This window comes from Candidatus Enterococcus willemsii (assembly GCF_009933335.1).
Taxonomy (GTDB): Bacteria; Bacillota; Bacilli; order Lactobacillales; family Enterococcaceae; genus Enterococcus_F; species Enterococcus_F willemsii.
On the sequence record NZ_MAEL01000054.1, the window covers coordinates 150393 to 169719 of the forward strand.

At 37.8% G+C, this 19327-nt stretch carries 20 protein-coding genes; 17 read left to right on the top strand and 3 right to left on the bottom strand.

The window, feature by feature from the left end; genetic code table 11:
* From BAU17_RS11830 to BAU17_RS11870, 9 genes are all read left to right on the top strand, one after another.
* Positions 1–1974, top strand: coding sequence for a V-type ATP synthase subunit I (locus BAU17_RS11830; protein ID WP_161903030.1), 1974 nt, complete (start codon positions 1–3; stop codon positions 1972–1974).
* Positions 1975–2448 carry a V-type ATP synthase subunit K gene (locus BAU17_RS11835; RefSeq protein ID WP_161903031.1) on the top strand — a complete coding sequence of 158 codons (474 nt, stop codon included), beginning with the start codon at positions 1975–1977 and terminating at the stop codon, positions 2446–2448.
* Positions 2449–2458: 10 nt separating this feature from the next.
* Positions 2459–3052, top strand: coding sequence for a V-type ATP synthase subunit E (locus BAU17_RS11840; RefSeq protein ID WP_161903032.1), 594 nt, complete (start codon positions 2459–2461; stop codon positions 3050–3052).
* 13 nt (positions 3053–3065) lie between these two features.
* Positions 3066–4061: a V-type ATP synthase subunit C gene (locus BAU17_RS11845; protein ID WP_161903033.1), complete on the top strand. Its 996-nt coding sequence runs from the start codon at positions 3066–3068 to the stop codon at positions 4059–4061.
* Entirely contained in the window at positions 4054–4368 is a 315-nt protein-coding gene (locus tag BAU17_RS11850) for a V-type ATP synthase subunit F (protein ID WP_161903034.1), read from the top strand. The genes BAU17_RS11845 and BAU17_RS11850 overlap by 8 nt, the downstream gene beginning before the upstream one ends.
* A 29-nt stretch (positions 4369–4397) precedes the next feature.
* On the top strand, positions 4398–6173 hold the full coding sequence (locus BAU17_RS11855) for a V-type ATP synthase subunit A (RefSeq protein ID WP_161903035.1): 1776 nt from the start codon (positions 4398–4400) through the stop codon (positions 6171–6173).
* A complete protein-coding gene (locus BAU17_RS11860) occupies positions 6173–7570 on the top strand; it encodes a V-type ATP synthase subunit B (RefSeq protein ID WP_161903036.1) in 1398 nt (465 codons plus the stop codon). Before BAU17_RS11855 ends, BAU17_RS11860 begins: the two co-directional genes overlap by 1 nt.
* Positions 7558–8193 (top strand): V-type ATP synthase subunit D, encoded by a 636-nt coding sequence (locus BAU17_RS11865; RefSeq protein ID WP_161903037.1) that lies wholly within the window; start codon positions 7558–7560, stop codon positions 8191–8193. Before BAU17_RS11860 ends, BAU17_RS11865 begins: the two co-directional genes overlap by 13 nt.
* Before the next feature lie 76 nt (positions 8194–8269).
* Complete coding sequence (locus tag BAU17_RS11870) at positions 8270–9013, top strand: alpha/beta fold hydrolase (RefSeq protein WP_161903038.1); 744 nt, start codon at positions 8270–8272, stop codon at positions 9011–9013.
* A gap of 37 nt (positions 9014–9050) precedes the next feature.
* Here the strand turns inward: BAU17_RS11870 and BAU17_RS11875 are convergent, their stop codons facing one another.
* The gene (locus BAU17_RS11875) at positions 9051–10691 is read right to left on the bottom strand and encodes a hypothetical protein (RefSeq protein ID WP_161903039.1); all 1641 of its coding nucleotides are present in this window, start codon (positions 10689–10691) and stop codon (positions 9051–9053) included.
* 12 nt (positions 10692–10703) lie between these two features.
* The gene (locus BAU17_RS11880; RefSeq protein WP_161903040.1) at positions 10704–11426 is read right to left on the bottom strand and encodes an ABC transporter ATP-binding protein; all 723 of its coding nucleotides are present in this window, start codon (positions 11424–11426) and stop codon (positions 10704–10706) included.
* Positions 11427–11523: 97 nt separating this feature from the next.
* Here BAU17_RS11880 and BAU17_RS11885 point away from each other — a divergent pair, with 97 nt between their 5' ends.
* Positions 11524–12066, top strand: coding sequence for a helix-turn-helix domain-containing protein (locus tag BAU17_RS11885; protein ID WP_161903041.1), 543 nt, complete (start codon positions 11524–11526; stop codon positions 12064–12066).
* A gap of 37 nt (positions 12067–12103) precedes the next feature.
* Here BAU17_RS11885 and BAU17_RS11890 read toward each other — a convergent pair whose 3' ends face one another.
* The gene (locus BAU17_RS11890; RefSeq protein WP_161903042.1) at positions 12104–12715 is read right to left on the bottom strand and encodes a sugar O-acetyltransferase; all 612 of its coding nucleotides are present in this window, start codon (positions 12713–12715) and stop codon (positions 12104–12106) included.
* A gap of 178 nt (positions 12716–12893) precedes the next feature.
* Here BAU17_RS11890 and trhO point away from each other — a divergent pair, with 178 nt between their 5' ends.
* The 7 genes from trhO (at position 12894) to BAU17_RS11925 (ending at position 19199) form a co-directional block, all read left to right on the top strand.
* On the top strand, positions 12894–13847 hold the full coding sequence (gene trhO / locus BAU17_RS11895) for an oxygen-dependent tRNA uridine(34) hydroxylase TrhO (protein ID WP_161903043.1): 954 nt from the start codon (positions 12894–12896) through the stop codon (positions 13845–13847).
* A gap of 237 nt (positions 13848–14084) precedes the next feature.
* Positions 14085–14579, top strand: coding sequence for an LURP-one-related/scramblase family protein (locus BAU17_RS11900; RefSeq protein ID WP_161903044.1), 495 nt, complete (start codon positions 14085–14087; stop codon positions 14577–14579).
* A gap of 320 nt (positions 14580–14899) precedes the next feature.
* Entirely contained in the window at positions 14900–15979 is a 1080-nt protein-coding gene (locus tag BAU17_RS11905; protein WP_161903045.1) for a BMP family lipoprotein, read from the top strand.
* A gap of 72 nt (positions 15980–16051) precedes the next feature.
* On the top strand, positions 16052–16987 hold the full coding sequence (locus BAU17_RS11910) for a nucleoside hydrolase (protein ID WP_161903046.1): 936 nt from the start codon (positions 16052–16054) through the stop codon (positions 16985–16987).
* A 123-nt stretch (positions 16988–17110) separates the two neighbouring features.
* The gene (gene scrK, locus BAU17_RS11915) at positions 17111–17986 is read left to right on the top strand and encodes a fructokinase ScrK (RefSeq protein ID WP_161903047.1); all 876 of its coding nucleotides are present in this window, start codon (positions 17111–17113) and stop codon (positions 17984–17986) included.
* Between the two features lie 21 nt (positions 17987–18007).
* Positions 18008–18868 carry a helix-turn-helix transcriptional regulator gene (locus tag BAU17_RS11920; RefSeq protein ID WP_161903048.1) on the top strand — a complete coding sequence of 287 codons (861 nt, stop codon included), beginning with the start codon at positions 18008–18010 and terminating at the stop codon, positions 18866–18868.
* Between the two features lie 55 nt (positions 18869–18923).
* Entirely contained in the window at positions 18924–19199 is a 276-nt protein-coding gene (locus BAU17_RS11925; protein ID WP_161903049.1) for a hypothetical protein, read from the top strand.
* Positions 19200–19327 lie beyond the last annotated feature (128 nt).

Here is a 19327-nt window from a genome sequence, read left to right on the forward strand (position 1 = left end):
ATGGCAATTGTAAAAATGCAAAAATTTAATTTAATTACTTTTTATTCTTATCAAGAATTACTATTAGAAACATTTCAAGATTTTCAAGCAGTGGAATTATTTTCAGCAGAGAATTATTATGACGAACCACAAACTATTTTTTCAAAAAAACAGGCGCATGCACTGATTGAAGAAGTTGAATTACAGATTGGTCAAGTGACTTGGGCGAGAAGTTTTTTAAATCAATATCTCCCAAAACTTAGCATGATGCAATCACTTAGGCAACCACTGCAACGTTATACCCTTCGCCAGTTAGCGGAACACATGCAGCAATATGACTGGCAACAAATATATGAACGACTCAGGACAATCGATAAGCGATTACGTCTCTTAGAACAAGAACGAAGGGAACTATCTGAGCAAGAAAATGAATTAAACATTTGGCGTTATTTCGATGAACGCCCGGCAATACTCACCACATTTAATCAAGCAACAGGCATGTTAGGAACGATTCCTAATACTGAACTTTCCAATTTAACGCAAGAGATGTCGCATATTCCAAATGTATATCTTGAAACGGTCCACCAAACAACTACAACAACTTATCTTCTCATTCTTTGCCACAAAGACAGTCGGCAAAAAACTGGCAATTTATTACGTAGTGCTGGTTTTGAAGAATACCATTATCCATTTGAAGGATTACCATCTGAAGCCTTGCAACAAGTCAAAGAGCAAGCATCCATATTGGTAGATGAAGAAACGTCATTGAAAAAAGAATTACGTGACATGCGAAAAGATTATCAGGCGTTCGGTTTAGTTGCTGAATACCTTGATGGCCAATTAATGCGCATGCAAAGTAATGAACACTTATTAACCTCCAATTATACAGTTAATTTATCAGGTTGGCTCCCAGTTGATAAAGCAGAAGCCTTCATTAAGCGAATTGAATCTGTCGTTGGAAGCGAGTATTTTTTAGAGTTCCAAGAAGTAAAAATGGAAGAGAGCGAAAACGTTCCTGTTCTTCTAAAAAACGGTCCATTAGTTAAGCCGTTTGAAAGTCTTGTAGAAATGTACAGCTTGCCACAGTACAATGAGTTAGATCCAACACCATTGATGGCGCCGTTCTATGCATTGGCCTTTGGGATGATGGTTGCTGATTTTGGTTATGGTTTATTATTATTTTTGGCGACGTTTTTGGCCAAACGAGTGTTTCATTTCAAACCGAGTATGCAGCAAAGTTTAACCTTCTTTGAAATTTGTGCAGTGCCAACGATGTTATGGGGATTAATTTACGGTAATATTTTTGGATTTGAGTTTTCTTTCCAATTATTATCAACCAACAATGATATTACACAAATTTTGATGATATCGGTTATTTTTGGTTATTTCCAAGTGATGTTTGGTTTATTATTGAAATTTTATATTTTATGGCAGAAAAAAGCCGACAAATTGCGAGCGATTTTTCAATCGGGCTCATGGATTTTTTTCTTGCTTAGTGCCTTAATGATTGTTTTAGGAATGATGGTGTTCCCAGATGGACCATTACAAGAAATTGGTTTCATTGGACTGATTGTTAGTTTAGTAGCCATTGTTATTGGTGGTAGCTTAGATGGACAGACGATTGTTGGAAAACTAGGATCTGGTTTATATGGCTTAATGGATGTGACCTCCTATTTAGGTGACTTAATTAGTTACACACGGTTAATGGCGCTGGGCGTTGCAGGAGGAAGTATTGCAGCTGCCTTTAACTTGATTATTAGCTATTTGCCATTGCCGGCACGATTTACTGTAGGGATTCTTTTGTTCTTTGTATTACATGGATTAAATATTTTCTTGAGCTTCTTGAGTGCTTATGTTCACGGAATCCGTCTACAGTATCTTGAATTCTTTGGAAAATTCTTTAACGGAGGAGGGCGAGCATTCAAACCATTAAAATCAAGTGAACAATACGTCGAAGTAATTTCGGAAGAAAAACAACAGCAGGAGGAAGAATAGATGGAAAATTGGATTACGTTTTTTTATGAAAATGGTGGGTTAATATTTGCGGCTTTAGGTGTTGCAACAGCAACAATTTGTGGCGGAATTGGTTCAACAATCGGGGTTGGACTAACTGCCGAAGCTGCCGCAGGATTAACTGCCGAGCAACCGGAAAAATTTGGGCAAGCATTGATTTTAGAATTACTTTCAGCAACGCAAGGATTGTATGGTTTCGTTATTTCTTTCATGATTTTTTTACAAATCACAGGTGACATTACGCTACAACGAGGATTATTTTTATTTGTAGCTTCTTTACCAATTGCCTTTACAGCTATTGCTGCTGGGAAATATCAAGGGCGTGCCGCTTGTGCTGCCATGCAGATTTTAGCGAAAAAACCAGAGCATGTGACTAAGGGAATTATCTATGTTGCGATGATGGAAACCTATGGCATTCTAGGCTTCGTTATTTCCTTCTTGCTTGTTATGAATTAGGAGGGATTTTATGTCGGATATTACAAAATTAACCAGCAAAATTATCCAAGATGCCCAAGTAAAGCGACAACAAATGTTGGAAGCTGGAGAAAAAGAGATTCAGCAACAAGAAAAGTTACAGCAACAGCAAATAGAACGTCAAATGAAAGAACAATTACAACGAGCTGAAAAAGAGATACAAGCAGAATTAAGTTTAAAAGTCTCGGATTTACATGTGAAGTCTCGGAGCAAATTGTTGGCTACAAAACAAATCGTTTTAGACGAGCTGTTTGCAGAAGCAAAAGACAGACTGAGACAGTTGTCTGCCACAGATTTTACTGATTTTGTTTTACGAAATATTAAAGCGACGAATCTAGAAGGCGAAATGGAATTAGTGCTTGGAGAAGAAAGTCAGCATTATGCAACAGAAAAAACAATTGCTGCCTGGCAACAAGAACTATTGCCAGATATTCAACTTACTGTTGCCAAGCAAGTTATTCCACGCCGTAGTGGATTCTTATTACGTCAAGGAGAAGTAGAGTTTAACTTTATTTTTGAGGCGATTTTAAATGCTTCAGAAGAAGAGTTGAGTAATGAATTACTACAATTAATATTTGAAGAATGAGGGAGGGACAAAGGTGAAAGATATTCAATTTAATACCATTAATACCCGCATTCGAACATATGAAGAGAAATTACTTCATAAGAACACGTATGAAAGAATGTTTGCTGTGCAACAAGCAGAAGAGATTTTGAGTATTTTGCAAGAAACACCCTATGGGGATTTTATTGAAGAAAATACCTCTGTTCATGATTTTGAACAACTATTATTAGCAGAGCAAAAACGTGTCTACGATAACCTTTATGAGATCTCACCAAATCGTCAAGTGATTGATTTATTTTCATTAAAATATGATTATCAAAATCTAAAAGTATTCGTGAAAGAAGTTTTGATAGACAAAGATTTATCTTCTTTGTTAGTCCCTTATGGTTCAGTCCCTCTGTCTACATTAAAAGAATTGGTTAAGGTTCGTCATAGTGAGCATGTCCATGAACAAATGAATGCGTGCATGCAGGAAATTTTTCAATATATAGAGGGGTATCATGAACATCATGCCTTAGATATTATTTTTGATAATCATTACTGGCAACATTTAAGCGCAATTGCAAATGGGAATGAAGACTTTCAGTTGCTCGTTCGACGAAATATTGATGTGTTCAATATTTCAACCGCTTTGCGGAGTCATTTGATGGGACGTCACAAAGGGTTTATTACAGCCGTACTAGCTGAAGGAGGAACCTTGCCCGTCGACAAACTAGTCGAAACCATTAGTTCATCGTTGGATGACTTTGTCACTTATCTACAAGAGACTCCTTATAAACTACTGATTGATAGTAGTTACGAAGAAATAATTACGAAGAAAACATTGAATGATTTTGACTTGTGGAAAGATAATTTTTTAATGGCACGCTTAAAAGAACAAAAAATTATTCCATTTGGACCTTGGGCGATGATGGGGTATATCTACGCCAAAGAAATAGAAATTAAAAATTTACGTATTTTATTGATTGGGAAAATTAATAAAATACCAGAAGAGATTTTAAGAAGTCGGGTGCGTGAGACGTATGTATAAAAAAATTGGAATGTTAGGTGGAAAAAATTCGATTTTGCCCTTCCAAGGTTTGGGCATAGATGTATTTCCAGTAACTAATTTAGAACAAGCCCGTTTGTTAGTCATGGAAATGTCTGAGGATTATGGAGTTATTTTTATTACGGAACGTTTGACAGAGCAACTGGAAGAAACCATTGCCTTATTCGATGATCGTCCAACACCAGCGATCATTCCAATTCCTAGTAGTACGGGTAGTTTAGGAATCGGAATGGACCGTATTCAAAAAAATGTTGAAAAGGCGATAGGAATGAATATATTAGATGACTGATTGATAAGCAGTTAGTAGGAGGCGATTTTTTGGCGATAGGAACAATTACAAAAGTTTCCGGTCCATTAGTTACTGCTCACGGACTTCAAGGCGCAAAAATCCATGAAATCTGTAAAGTAAGTGAAAAAGGATTAATCGGAGAAATTATAGAATTAAAAAAAGGCGTTGCTTCTATTCAGGTATATGAAGAAACTGCTGGGATTGGACCAGGAGAAATTGTTGAGACAACGGGTGCGCCATTGTCAGTTGAGTTGGCTCCGGGTCTATTAACACAAATGTTTGATGGGATTCAACGTCCGTTAGATAAATTTATGGCACAAACCGAAAGTGACTTTTTAGAACGTGGGGTCTCAATTGACCCTCTTGATTGGCAAAAAAAATGGACCTTTGTCCCACAAAAAAATATCGGAGATTACGTTGAAGCCGGAGATGTTATCGGTGTCGTTCAGGAAACAAAAGCTATTGAACATCGCATTATGATTGCTCCGCATCTCAAAGGGACAATCGTTGATATCAAAGCTGGTAATTATAGCATTACAGAAACCATTTGTGTGTTGGATACTGATAACGGACAAGAGCAAATTACGATGATGCAGCGTTGGCCTGTTCGAATGCCACGACCGTTTCGTAATAAATTAAAACCAGGTGTACCGTTAGTGACAGGACAACGTGTTATCGATACGTTTTTCCCAGTTGCTAAAGGTGGTTCAGCAGCGGTACCAGGACCTTTTGGCGCAGGAAAAACTGTGGTGCAACATCAGATTGCCAAATGGGCGGATGTCGATATCGTTGTATACGTAGGTTGTGGGGAACGCGGCAACGAAATGAAAGACGTGATTAATGAATTTCCTGAATTAATTGATCCGCAGACGGGTGAATCAATTATGGAGCGAACGGTTTTAATTGCGAATACCTCGAATATGCCAGTGGCCGCTCGTGAAGCGTCGATTTATACAGGCATAACGATTGCAGAATACTATCGTGACATGGGCTATAGCGTAGCCATCATGGCAGATTCTACCTCTCGTTGGGCAGAAGCGCTTCGTGAAATGAGTGGCCGTTTGCAAGAAATTCCTGGAGATGAGGGTTACCCTGCGTATTTAGGGAGTCGGATTGCAGAATATTATGAACGTGCGGGACGTTTCCAAACTATCGGTAGCACTCCTAGAGAAGGAAGTATCACGGCTATTGGCGCAGTTTCGCCAGCAGGTGGCGATATTTCAGAACCCGTGACTCAAAATACGTTACGAATTGTTAAAGTGTTTTGGGCTTTGGATAGCCTCTTAGCACAAAAACGTCATTTCCCATCCATTAATTGGATTACTTCGTATTCATTATATGAAGACACTATGAACGAGTATTTAGATAGCGTCTTGGGAGAAGAGTGGTCCAAACAAGTCGGAGAAGCGATGGCAATTTTACAAGAGGAAAGTCGTTTAGAAGAAATTGTGCAGTTAGTTGGGATTGATTCACTGTCTCAAAAAGACCGGATAACTATGATTACAGCACGTTCTTTACGACAAGACTATTTACAACAAAATGCCTTTGATGACGTCGATACATTTACCTCAAGAACAAAGCAATTTAAAATGTTGACCAATATTTTGTCTTTCCATCACGAAGCTCAAAAAGCGATTCAATTAGGCGCGTACGTTGATGAAATTATTAAAGGCACGGTTAGTTTGCGAGAAAAAATCGCACGTAGTAAATATTTTCCAGAAGACGAAGTAGAACGCTTAGATACACTCCATCGTGAAATTCAAAAAACCATGCAAGAAATATTAGAGAAGGGAGGAATGAACTGATGTTAAAAGAATATCGCTCGGTCTCGGAGATTGCCGGTCCTTTGATGGTAGTAGAAAATGTTCGTGGCGTTAAATTTGATGAATTGGTCGAAATTCGTACGGATAGTGGTGACGTTCGCCGTGGACAAGTATTAGAAGTTTCTGAAGATAAGGCAGTTGTCCAAATCTTTGAAGGAACAAGTAATTTGGGAGCTGAAGAAAGCAAGGTTCGTTTTCTAGGCAGCGGATTAACATTAGGCGTTTCTCCGGATATGTTAGGACGTGTATTTGATGGTTTAGGGCAACCTAAAGATAATGGTCCACGAATTATTCCTGAAAAACGCTTAGATGTGAACGGTGAATCAATTAATCCAATGGCTCGTGACTTTCCAGATGAATTTATTCAAACAGGTATTTCGACTATTGATCATTTGAATACACTCGTTCGTGGGCAAAAATTACCTATTTTTTCTGCATCAGGATTGCCACATAATGAAATTGCGGCACAAATTGCTAGACAAGCGACCGTTCCTGGTCAAGAAGGCAATTTCGCGATAGTTTTTGCAGCTATTGGTATTCCTTTTGAGGAGTCTGAATTTTTTATTGAAGAGTTTCGTAAAACAGGTGCGCTGGATCGTTCTGTATTGTTTTTAAACTTAGCGAATGATCCTGCTATTGAACGAATCGCGACCCCTAGAATGGCATTAACGGCTGCAGAATATTTAGCTTTTGAAAAAGACATGCACGTGTTAGTGATTATGACAGATATGACCAATTATTGTGAAGCACTCCGTGAAATTTCGGCTGCTCGCAGAGAAATTCCTGGTCGTCGTGGATATCCTGGTTACTTGTATACAAATTTAGCAACCTTGTATGAACGTGCAGGACGTCTGGTTGGCAAGGAAGGGTCGATTACTCAAATTCCAATCTTAACAATGCCCGATGATGATAAAACCCATCCAATTCCTGATTTGACTGGCTATATTACTGAAGGACAAATTATTTTATCTCGAGAGTTGGACAAACGAAACATTAATCCACCGATTGATATTTTACCAAGTTTGTCGCGTTTGAAAGATAAAGGGACCGGTGAAGACAAAACGAGAAAAGACCATGCGTCTACGATGAATCAAATTTATTCTGCTTACGCGGATGGAAAAGCAGCGAAAGAATTGTCGATTGTTTTAGGAGAATCAGCGCTGTCTGATGTGGACAAAAAATTTGCTCGTTTCGCTGATTTATTTGAACAAGAATACGTGAATCAAGGGTTTTATACCAATCGGACCATTGAGGAGACTTTAGATTTAGGTTGGAAATTGTTAGCAACTTTACCGAAAGAAGAATTAAGTCGGATTAAGGAAGAGTATATTGAAGAGTATCTCCCGACAGAGGAGTTGGCTGAACCATGGCAATCATGAATGTAAATCCAACGAGAATGGAATTAAGTCGTTTACGCAAACGATTAGCGACTGCTACCCGAGGGCACAAGCTATTAAAAGATAAACAAGATGAGCTAGTACGACAATTTATTCTGTTAGTCAAAAAGAATCAAACACTCCGCCAAAAGATGGAACAAGCGATACAAGATGGCATGGAGAAATATGTACTAGCTTCGAGTAGCATTCCAGATCATGTGCTCCAAGAAGCCTTTGCGATTCCTTTAAATACGATTTCATTGGATGTTCAAAGCAAAACAATTATGAATATGGACGTACCAGTGTTGAATGAAGTTTATGAAGAAGAGCAAGGCGAGGAAAACTTTTCTTATGGTTTTATGAGTACTACTAGCGAGCTAGATGTTTCGCTAAGTCATTTGAATACAGTTTTACCTCAAATGTTGCAATTGGCAGAAATTGAGAAAACCTGTCAATTAATGGCAGATGAAATCGAGCGCACAAGGCGACGCGTCAATGCGCTAGAATATATGACGATTCCTAAATTAACGGAAACAATTGCGTATATTGAACGAACGTTAGCTGAAGGGGAACGTTCCAACTTAACGCGCTTGATGAAAGTTATTGACATCATTGAAACTGAATAGGAGTTGGAAGAGTAATCACCAACAAAGCACATTTTTTAGCTATCCTTTATAATCATTCATGGAGGATGATTAGTCTATGAAAATTGAAGTCAGACGACGGATGGTTGGGACAATTCCATTATTGGAAGTTGTTTCGAAAGAACAAATGTACGAGAAGTTACCACTGATTATTTATTATCACGGGTGGCAGACGCAAAAAGAATTAGTTTTAACGCAAGGGAGAAAATTAGCAAAAGCTGGTTTTCGTGTCATTTTACCAGATGCGTTAAATCATGGGGAACGTAAAAATCCTGTTTCTCCAATCCCTTCACTGACTTTTTGGCAAAGTATTCAAACGAATTTATTTGAGTTTTCCTTTATTTTGGAATTTTTTACGCATTTAGATTTAGTAGGTGATTGGATTGGTGTTGGAGGCGTGTCGATGGGCGGAATGACAACGTGCGGTTTGTTGACTCATCACCCTGAGATTTCAGCGGCAGCATGTGTCATGGGCTCCCCTGATTTTATTCGCTATCAAGAAACTTTGAAACGAAATATTGCGAAAAGAGGCTACCATTTGCCAAAAGATTACGATGATTTAGTTGGTTGGATTCCTGCGTATGATTTAGCGACACAGTATACTCAATTGCCGAAACGACCACTTTTCTTTTGGCATGGGACAGAGGATGAAAAGATTCCTTTTGAACATGTATCAAACTTTGTGGAACAGCATAGTGAAGAATCGTTGATGTTTCAAGTCGCAGAGGAACGTCATTTGGTAAAAGGTGAGACGATGGATGACGTGACGGAGTTTTTTGTCGCTGCTTATCAAGGAGCATAGAAAAAGCACAAACAGTTTGATTGTTTGTGCTTTTTACTTACTCTTTAATTGGTCGCGTACTTTCTTTAGTGTAAAGAATAATGGCTGCGATACCAATGAGGAAGGTCAGTAGAATTGTTAGTATGAATGGAGATAATGGTAAAACACCACTGGTAACAATGAAACCACTTAAACCAATCACAACTAGTCCGCCAAGTCCACCGAGCATGCTCATCATACTTTGTTTGACGACTTGTGTTTCTTCTTGCCAATCGTAATAAGCGAAGCGATTACCAATCATGATACCAATGACAGACGTCGCAATGACGAATACAAGAGGTGCCAAGAAGAATACAGCTGTCTCTAAAAAAGAAGGTTTCAAAGTAAGACTTAATAAGAGCGAACAAATTAATGAAGTCGGTATTGTAAAGGTGAAATTAACGAGTAAATAACTGTCATAAAGTGTTTTGGGTGGAATGGGTAGTGATTTAATCAACCAGATATTTTGCCCTTCGAGTGCTAGTGAAACAGCTGCGGTATTGGTCATACTAATCATTGCTGCAATGGCAAAAGGAGCAGCACTCTTTACAACTGGTAGTACATCTGGAAACCCCATACTTTGTAGGACATTTTCTGGACCGACGAAAAAGATAGCACCAGCAGCAAGAATTGCCATGACACAGCCGACTAACAAATTAGTCGCAGCGATTGTTGATTTAAGAATCCGCAAGATTGTTTTTTTATAAATGGCAGCAATCATGCTACTTTGATGCAGTTGTGTCAATTGATAGTTGTTACGACTATAATTGGAAGTCACTGCTGTATTGATTTTTTCATAGCGTAAAGCAAGTAAGTAAACAAAACCGACATACCAACCAATAGAAACCAAACAGAACAAGGCGTAAGCAATAAATTGCCCATCAACAACACCTAATGTAAATAGCCGAAGAGGGGGATATAAATGTGCCATTTCATCAGATAATTGTGAAACCATTGAAGATAATTGAGTTAAATCGAGATTTCCTGAGCTATCAATGAACCCTTTAGGCACATTTGTTGAACCTAAACTCATGCTACCAATAAGAATTACGATAATTAAGGCAAACGATAGAACGGTTGCCATTGTCTTAGCATACCTAAATTTTGCTGAAATCGCTGTGATACCAGCACCAAAAATGGCGGCAATTGTTGTAGGAATCAAACTGGCAATAAATATACCCAACAACCACATCGGATAAAAGGTCCAAGCAGGCTGAGCATACCATGCGTAAACAGCTCCCATTGGTAACATAATCAACAAACTAAACAAGGTATTCCAAAGATACATATTAATAAAGCGACTATTCACTACAGTCCGCGTTGAAAAAGGCAACGACATCACGACGTCATAATCGTTAAAACCGAAGAATTCCCCATTCGCTTTAAACATCGTAAAAAACAACGTGAGTAGACTTGATAATAATAAAGCTAATCCAGGGATAAGATTCTTTAAACCAAGTGTCGCATAACCAATGGAAAGCCCAATCATATAAGAAATGAGGATAATTGCAACGAGTACAATTGTAAGCATCAAAGCTAATTTTTTTCGCTTTTTCTTTGGATCTTTTTCATAACGAAACGTGTTTAAGCTTGTCTGTGCGAGCAGGCGATTTTTGACTAATAGCCAAGTTAAATGAGCGGGGTGTTTGCTTGTGTTCATGATAGCACCTCCTTAGTGGGATTGTAGGGTTTGCATAAAGATATCTTCTAACGATTCACCAGCATGCTCAGTCAGTAATTGATCCATGCTTCCTGAGAAAGCCAATTTTCCTTGATGAATCATTGCAACTTTATTACACAATTTTTGCGCAACTTCTAATACATGCGTTGAAAAAAAGATAGCACTGCCAGTTTGGCATAACTCATGCATTAATTCTCTTAAAACAATCGAGGCTTTAGGATCTAGACCAACAAACGGCTCATCCAAAACGAGCAGCTTTGGCTCGTGAAGAACAGCAGAAATAATCGCTAATTTTTGCTTCATCCCATGTGAATAGGAAGAAATTAAATCGCCCAAATTGCCGGTAATTTCAAATTGCTCCGCATATTTTTTTATACGTTCTTCACGAAGGGGACCAGAAACATTAAAAATATCGGCGATGAAATTCAAATATTGAATACCGGTTAAATGTTCATACAAATCGGGATTATCAGGAATGTAAGCGAGTTGTTGTTTACAAATGACGGGTTCTTTTTTCATGGAATGGTGATTAATCAAAATTTCGCCTTCTTCATAATCCAAAACACCTACCAACGCTTTAATTGTCGTACTTTTACCAGCGCCATTATGACCAATGAAGCCAAAAATATCACCTGCGTCTACTTGTAAAGACAAATTATCGACGGCTTTTTTGCCACCTTGATAGGTTTTACTGAAGTTGTTAATTGTTAACATGAGATCAGCTCTTTTCTGGGAGAATATTCCCTGTGTTGATTTAATGTTATCATTTTGATAATATTAAATCAATAAGAAAAATAAATGAGGTGCTGAAATGGATACCAAAGAAGTGATGGATTGTTTTATCAACCCAAATAAAAGTAGTATTCTTTTTCTTTTACAACAAAAAAAAACCTGCACAGCCAAAGAAATCATGGAATTAAAACCAGATATTCCACAAGCAACGCTTTATCGTACTCTCAAACAATTAACGAAAGTTGGCATTATTAAAGTGGTGGCTGAACGAAAAGTACGTGCGGTTGTCGAAAAGACCTATGCGTTGAATGAAACATTTGGACCGGATGTGCAAACTATCATTACCGAAAATAATGGTGCTGGTTATTTGCAATTGTTCCATAGTTTCATGATGTCTTTACTATCGGAATTTAAATCATACGCTGAACGTGAGACAATTGACATTCTACATGATGGCTCGGGATTTTCTGCATCACCAATTTATGTGAATGAAGCCGAACTGCAAGAACTGGCGATAAAAATGAATGAGCTTATTCGCCCGTATCAAACACGTTCAGAAAATTCAGAAGTAAATCAAAAATTGCATACGATGGCTGTTATTTTCACGCCTCCAGAGGAATAAAAAACCATCGGGATTGCAAGCATCCAAATGGTTAGCGTTAGATATCGATTCTTTTTTCTTGATTATAAAATGTTCGATCGTGTTCATTGATTTCTCGCAACACACGACAAGGATTACCTACAGCAACAACATTTGCAGGAAGGTTTTTCGTGACCACACTGCCGGCTCCAATCACGGAGTTTTCACCGATTGTCACACCAGGAAGCACCACTGTATTAGCACCAATCCAAACATTGTCTTTAATATGAATTGGTAAGTTGTATTGCGCTTGTTTTTTGCGCGATTCAGGATCAATAGGATGGGTACCTGCAGCTAATACGACATTTGGTCCAAATTGCACGTAATCTCCTACGTAAATCGTTGTATCATCAACTAAGGTGAGATTGAAATTAGCATAAATATGATGACCAAAGTGTGCAAATTTTCCTCCCCAATTTGCATGGAAAGGTGTTTCGATATAACAGTCGTCGCCAATTTCAGCGAACATATCTTTTAGTAAGGCTTGTTTTTCTGTTTGTTTTGATGGGGGCAATTGATTGTAAGCAAATAATAAATCTAGATGTTTTATCTGTTCTTGTCCAATTGATTCATCGGTGCAACAATAAAGTTGTTGGTGATGAATACGGTGCCAAAGTTCTTTTGAATCCATAATAGGCCTCCTAATAACTATCTATATACTAAGAATAGAATAGAATAAATGACGAAGAATGCAACTATTCTTTTGTCTAAAAATCATTGAGATGTATTGAACAAGCAAAAAACTCGTTTTCACTTAAAAAATTTTATATAATCTACAATGTATGACTTGAAGGAGGAATAACCAAAAAATGGACTATCGCGTATTACTTTATTATAACTACACAACAATTGAAAATCCTGAATTATTCGCTAAAGAACACCTAGATTTTTGTAAATCAATCGGTTTGAAAGGTCGTATTTTAGTTGCAGAAGAAGGGATTAATGGCACGGTTTCAGGTACGGTCGAAGCAACTGATGCTTACATGGAACACATGCATGCAGATGAACGTTTCAAAGATACTTGGTTCAAAATTGATGAAGCCGAAGGACATGCATTTAGAAAAATGTTTGTTCGTCCTCGTAAAGAATTAGTTGCTTTAAACTTAGAAGATGATATTAATCCACATGAATTAACTGGTAAATATTTAAATCCAAAAGAGTTTAAAGAAGCATTATTAGATGAAGATACGATTGTTTTGGATGCTCGTAATGACTATGAGTATGATTTAGGTCATTTCCGTGGCGCTGTTCGTCCGGATATTCGTAGCTTCCGCGAACTACCAGAATGGATTCGTCAAAATAAAGAGAAATTTATGGATAAAAAAGTCGTGACGTATTGTACCGGTGGTATCCGTTGTGAAAAATTCTCAGGTTGGTTATTGCGTGAAGGTATCGAAGACGTGGCGCAATTGCACGGTGGTATTGCGATGTATGGTAAAGATCCCGAAGTGCAAGGCGAACTATGGGATGGAAAAATGTACGTCTTTGATGACCGTATCAGTGTTGACATCAACCATGTTGACAAGCGTGTCATCGGGAAAGATTGGTTTGATGGTACACCTTGCGAACGTTACATCAATTGTGCAAATCCAGAATGTAACCGTCAAATTCTAACGTCTGAAGAAAATGAAGCAAAACATTTAGGTGCTTGTTGTTATGAGTGTGCAGCAAGTGAAAACAATCGTTATGTGGTTGCTAATAATATTTCAGCAGAAGAACGTCTTGCACGTTTAGCTGCCATCGCACCAGAAGCAACAGCTTAAATATTAAAAGAACATTTTAAAAGCCAAGTAGCTTATATGCTGCTTGGTTTTTTTGTGGTAAGTTTTGATCGTGATAGCTTTAAAGATTGATTGACTACTCGCTGAAGAACGTTGGAAAAGTTGGATAGAGATGACATAGTGCCAAAACGATTTGACTCTATAGTCTGAAATCCATCCGTAGACGGATGATTTTGCAAATAAATCGTGGGATAATGAGAATAATAAGGGGGCGTAAAAATGAAAAAGCTATACATTAAGCAGAAAGTATTTAGTATTGGGGAAAAATTTACGATTACTGATGAACAAGAACGTGCTTGCTACTATGTTGAGGGAAGTTTTTTGCAAATTCCTAAACGTTTTTCCATTCAGGATGCGCACAATCGAGAAATTGGAAGTATTACAAAGAAAGTCTTCTCTTTTTTGCCTAAATTTTTTGTTGAGGTGAATGGAGAAGAAATGATTACGTTGGAAAAAGAATTTACTTTCTTTAAAGCGAAATATAACATTTCTGCACATGGTATTCGTGTGGAAGGTGACTGGTGGGACATGGATTTTTCTGTGTATGCACATGGCGAAGAAGTGGCTGTGATTAGCAAACGCTGGTTTACTTGGGGCGATACGTATGAAGTCACAATCTTAGATGAAGAAATGGAGCAGCTGATTATTTCCTTAGTGATTGCGATTGATCGTGTAAAAGCAGACAACGCAGCAGCAAGTAGTGGTTCATCTTAATTTGATATAGACAAAGCTTGTAGAGGTGAAAATCTCTATAGGCTTTTTTTGTTCGTCTTTTTTGAATATTGAGTGTTTTAACTAGGTTATAAATAGGAAAAAGTAAACTAAATGATTATTTTCCGAACATTCGTGTTTATTTTGATGTTTTTTGTTAGAAAATATATTTACAATCAAAAATTGAAATGTATAATAAGTGAGTAATCGAAAGTTAATGTACGTGTTTTATTTGTTGTTGGACTAGAAATAAAAGAATACAATTATCTTTTGATATAAAAAGCGAAATATAATGAGCATTTATTCGGAGGGAATCAATCATAATGAAAAAGAACAAATTTGCAAAATTAGCGTTAGCGACAGCAGGAATCTTAGCCATTCTTAGTGGCTGTGGCAATGGAGGAACTGACTCAAGTGCCTCTTCTTCAAGTAGTGCAGCTTCTGATGCACCGTCAGTAGCGTTAATTACAGATGGGAATGGGGTTGATGACCGTTCATTTAACCAATCTGCATGGGAAGGGATGGTTAGTTACGGGAAAGAAAATGGTTTAGAACAAGGAAATGGTGGTTACCAATACTTCCAATCATCTGGCGAATCTGATTTTATTCCGAATATTGACCAAGCGTTGACCGCAGGTTATCAAACAATTTTCGGGATTGGTTTTAAATTACAAGCAGCTATTCAAGAACAAGCGACAGCTAATCCTGAAGTGAATTTTGTTATTGTTGATGAATTGGTTGAGGATTTAGATAATGTAGTGTCAGCGACTTTTAAATCAAATGAAGCAGCGTATCTAGCGGGCGTTGCAGCAGCTTATTCAACAAAAAGTGATGTTGTTGGTTTCTTAGGTGGGATGGAAATTTCGTTAATCCAAGCTTTTGAAGCAGGCTTCAAACAAGGGGTAGCAGATGCATCGAAAGCGTTAGGTAAAGATATTAAAGTTGTTAGTCAATATGCCGGAGATTTCTCTGCACCTGATAAAGGAAGAACCATTGCTTCAGCTATTTATGCCAAAGGAGCCGATATTATTTATGGTGCTGCAGGAGCAACAGGAAATGGTTTATTCCAGGAAGCGAAGTCATTGAATGAAACAAAAGATGAGAAAGTTTGGGTAATTGGTGTGGATCGCGACCAAACAGAAGAAGGAAATTACAAAAAAGATGGCAAAGAAGATAACTTTACTTTAACATCTACGTTGAAAGAAGTCGGGGCTGCAGTGAAAGATTTAGCTGAAAAAGCAGCTAAAGATGAATTTCCTGGTGGCGAACATATTGTCTATGGTTTGGATGAAAATGGTGTAGGTTTAACGGATGGTCAATTATCCGACGAAGCAAAAGCGGCAGTCAAAGAAGCGCGTGAAAAAATTATTTCAGGTGAAATTACAGTTAAAGATGCGTTATAATAAAATGAATAGTATCGACACAGAAAGTGAGTCTTATTTTCTGTGTCGATTCTTGGTGAAAAGGAGAAGAAAATGAGAAAAGTATATTTGAATCATGATGGTGGCGTAGACGACTTAGTTACATTGTTTTTAATGTTACAGATGGAGGATGTTGAATTAGTGGGGGTAGGGGTCATACCTGCCGATTGTTATTTGGAACCTGCTGTTTCGGCAAGTCGCAAGATTATTGATAAATTTGGCAGAGGGCAAACTATTTCTGTTGCGGCTTCTAATTCTCGTCCTAAAAATCCCTTTCCAAAAGATTGGCGGATGCATGCCTTTACAGTCGATGCTTTACCAATCTTGAATGAAAGTGGTAAAGTTGAGACGCCGTTAGTTGAGACACATGCGCATCAGCACTTAATTGATACCTTGCATGCGCAAGAAGAGAAAGTGGATTTAGTCTTTGTTGGTCCATTAACGGATTTGGCGCGGGCTTTACAAATCGATTCAACGATCCAAGAGAAAATTGGTAAATTGTACTGGATGGGTGGAACATTCTTGGAAAAAGGCAACGTCGAAGAACCAGAACATGATGGTACTGCGGAGTGGAATGCTTTTTGGGATCCAGAAGCAGTCGTGACAGTTTGGGAAAGTCAGTTAGAAATTGTTTTAGTTGCTTTGGAAAGTACGAATATGGTGCCATTAACTAACGACACACGTGATATGTGGGCACAAAATCGCAAATATGAAGGGATTGATTTCCTAGGACAAGCCTACGCGATTGTTCCGCCTTTGGTTCATTTCCAGACCAATTCCACTTATTTTTTATGGGATGTGTTGACTGCTGCAACCTTTGGGAATGAAGCAATCGTGAAAAAAGAAACGGTCCGTTCAATTGCGATTGCAGAGGGGGTAAGTCAAGGGAAAACCGAGCGAAACGAAACAGGTCGTCCAGTTGAATTAGTTTATCATGCTGAAAATGCGTTATTTTTTGACTATATTACGGAATTAGCACGCAAAGCATAAAAAGATGCACAACGTTCGTTGCTGAATGTTGTGCATTTTTCATATATTTTTGAAAAAGACTAGTAATTTAAGCGTTTTCTATTTAAAATAAGCAATAGATAATAATTGAAAGAGGGTAAAATTATGTTATATGGCTCAATTGAAGCAGGCGGCACAAAATTTGTTTGTGCGATTGGAAACGAATCACTAGAAATCGTGGAGCGCGTGAGTTTTCCAACAACTGTTCCGGAAGAAACAATGACCCAAGTAATTGATTTTTTTAACAACTATAAAGAAGAATTAGTCGCAATTGGTGTGGGTTCATTTGGACCGATTGATATTCATCAAGATTCTGAAACGTATGGTTTTATTACATCAACACCGAAATTAGCATGGCAAAATTATGATTTTGTCGGAGCATTAAAAGCTGCTTTTGATGTACCAGTTGCTTGGACAACAGACGTAAATGCTGCGGCGTATGGTGAATACGTATTTGGTAACGGTAAAGGGCTTTCTAGTGTGGTTTATTATACGATTGGTACTGGCGTTGGCGGCGGTGCATTGCAAGAAGGACGTTTTGTAGAAGGTTTTAGTCATCCTGAAATGGGACATATGATGGTTGTTCCGCATGCCGACGATGACTTTGCAGGAAGTTGCCCGTTTCATGGGAATTGTTTAGAGGGTATGGCGGCAGGACCGGCTATTGAAAAACGTAATGGCCGTAAAGGGCAAGATATTCCAGAAGACGATCCATTCTGGGAAATTGAAGCTAGCTATATTGCGCAATGTGCATACAATACAACATTGATGTTGTCACCAGATGTTATTATCTTTGGTGGTGGCGTGATGAAGCAACGCCATATGGTTGAGAAAGTTCATCAAGCATTTAAGAAATTATTGAATGGTTATGTAAAAACACCAGAGCTAGATAAATATATTGTGACCCCTGCTTTAGAAGATAACGCAGGTACATTAGGTTGTTTAGCGCTAGCAAAAAATGCGGAATTACACGCGCATTAATAGATTAAAGGAGGAAAGTCTATGAGTTTATATTTAGAAATTCCTCAATTAAATAAGCAATTTCCCTATCGATTTTTACTAAACGATGGCATGACAATTGTCTATCCGCATTGGCATAAAGAAATTGAAATTATTTATGCCAATCGGGGTCGTGTTAATATTGGGGTTGGAGAATCTGTAGTCACCTTAGAAGAAGGCGAAGTGATTTTTTTCGCGAGTGGTGAACCACATTATTTTTTGGCATCACCAGATAGTGAGCGTTACGTGTATCAATTTGATTTAAAATTATTTGATGAATCTATTCTGCGAAAAGAGACTAGTCTGCTTTCGTTATTTGAACAAGGGGAACGCCATAGTCGCAATTGGCCTTCCTCTTTTCGTCAAACAGTCATTGCTTTGTTGGTCGAATTGGCTGAGTTGGAAGAGGAAGAATCGATGGGAATGAATTATTTAATTATGAGTAATTTGTATCGGTTAGTGGGTGAATGCTACCGCTCCCTTCCCAGAAAAGAAGAACAAGTAGCAGTGACACCAACCGCAATTCACCGGAAAGAAACCTTGGAACGCTTGAATCAAGTCTTTGAATACATTGAGAATCAATACCAAGAAGTGATTACCGTGGAAGATGTTGCAAAATATGTGGGATTTAGTCCCTATTACTTTACTCGTTTTTTCAAAAAAAATACCGGTCAGACCTTTATTCAATTTTTGACAGAATATCGTGTGAACCAAGCGAAATTTATTTTGGCAAATGAAAAGCTACCGATGGTCGAAGTCGCAGAGCAAGCAGGATTTTCAAGTGTTAAAACCTTTCATCATGTTTTTAAAGAGGCAGTTGGTCAATCCCCATTACAATATCAAAAGAAAATGGCAGATTTATAAACGACTGTTTATTTAATATTATGATTGCTCTATATAAAACATGGGAGGTGATACTATGAATGAACATTGGATCGATGATGCGCTGAATGCAGATGGGCAAGTAAAGTTGATTATGAAAGGTACCGTGGAAGATAACAATGACGAGAAAAAAGGCGTTGTTTCCATTGTGTACATTAGTGAGGATAAAGAAAAAGTTCGAACGATGTTTCATAAATTAACTGAATCAAATAAGGATGATTTTTTTATGATTTATAGTTGCGATTATGATATTAAATTAGATGATTTAAATCATTATCCTTCGATAGCAATTGATAAAGAAGATTTAGAATAGTAGATAGAATTAAAAGATAGGTAGTGTTGATGGAAAAATTTTTATTTTCCATCAACACTTTTTTTGAGATGAGAATATATTTTCTCATTTTGTAATACAGTTTTTCAAAGTGATGAGTACAGTTTTCT

Excerpts from the sequence above, each read along its gene's own strand:
- BAU17_RS11830 (WP_161903030.1), top strand. The coding sequence starts at position 1 with ATGGCAATTGTAAAAATGCAAAAATTTAATTTAATTACTTTTTATTCT.
- BAU17_RS11835 (WP_161903031.1), top strand. The coding sequence starts at position 1,975 with ATGGAAAATTGGATTACGTTTTTTTATGAAAATGGTGGGTTAATATTT.
- BAU17_RS11840 (WP_161903032.1), top strand. The coding sequence starts at position 2,459 with ATGTCGGATATTACAAAATTAACCAGCAAAATTATCCAAGATGCCCAA.
- BAU17_RS11850 (WP_161903034.1), top strand. The coding sequence starts at position 4,054 with ATGTATAAAAAAATTGGAATGTTAGGTGGAAAAAATTCGATTTTGCCC.
- BAU17_RS11860 (WP_161903036.1), top strand. The coding sequence starts at position 6,173 with ATGTTAAAAGAATATCGCTCGGTCTCGGAGATTGCCGGTCCTTTGATG.
- BAU17_RS11865 (WP_161903037.1), top strand. The coding sequence starts at position 7,558 with ATGGCAATCATGAATGTAAATCCAACGAGAATGGAATTAAGTCGTTTA.
- BAU17_RS11870 (WP_161903038.1), top strand. The coding sequence starts at position 8,270 with ATGAAAATTGAAGTCAGACGACGGATGGTTGGGACAATTCCATTATTG.
- BAU17_RS11875 (WP_161903039.1), bottom strand. The coding sequence starts at position 10,691 with ATGAACACAAGCAAACACCCCGCTCATTTAACTTGGCTATTAGTCAAA.
- BAU17_RS11880 (WP_161903040.1), bottom strand. The coding sequence starts at position 11,426 with ATGTTAACAATTAACAACTTCAGTAAAACCTATCAAGGTGGCAAAAAA.
- BAU17_RS11885 (WP_161903041.1), top strand. The coding sequence starts at position 11,524 with ATGGATACCAAAGAAGTGATGGATTGTTTTATCAACCCAAATAAAAGT.
- BAU17_RS11890 (WP_161903042.1), bottom strand. The coding sequence starts at position 12,715 with ATGGATTCAAAAGAACTTTGGCACCGTATTCATCACCAACAACTTTAT.
- trhO (WP_161903043.1), top strand. The coding sequence starts at position 12,894 with ATGGACTATCGCGTATTACTTTATTATAACTACACAACAATTGAAAAT.
- BAU17_RS11900 (WP_161903044.1), top strand. The coding sequence starts at position 14,085 with ATGAAAAAGCTATACATTAAGCAGAAAGTATTTAGTATTGGGGAAAAA.
- BAU17_RS11905 (WP_161903045.1), top strand. The coding sequence starts at position 14,900 with ATGAAAAAGAACAAATTTGCAAAATTAGCGTTAGCGACAGCAGGAATC.
- BAU17_RS11910 (WP_161903046.1), top strand. The coding sequence starts at position 16,052 with ATGAGAAAAGTATATTTGAATCATGATGGTGGCGTAGACGACTTAGTT.
- scrK (WP_161903047.1), top strand. The coding sequence starts at position 17,111 with ATGTTATATGGCTCAATTGAAGCAGGCGGCACAAAATTTGTTTGTGCG.
- BAU17_RS11920 (WP_161903048.1), top strand. The coding sequence starts at position 18,008 with ATGAGTTTATATTTAGAAATTCCTCAATTAAATAAGCAATTTCCCTAT.
- BAU17_RS11925 (WP_161903049.1), top strand. The coding sequence starts at position 18,924 with ATGAATGAACATTGGATCGATGATGCGCTGAATGCAGATGGGCAAGTA.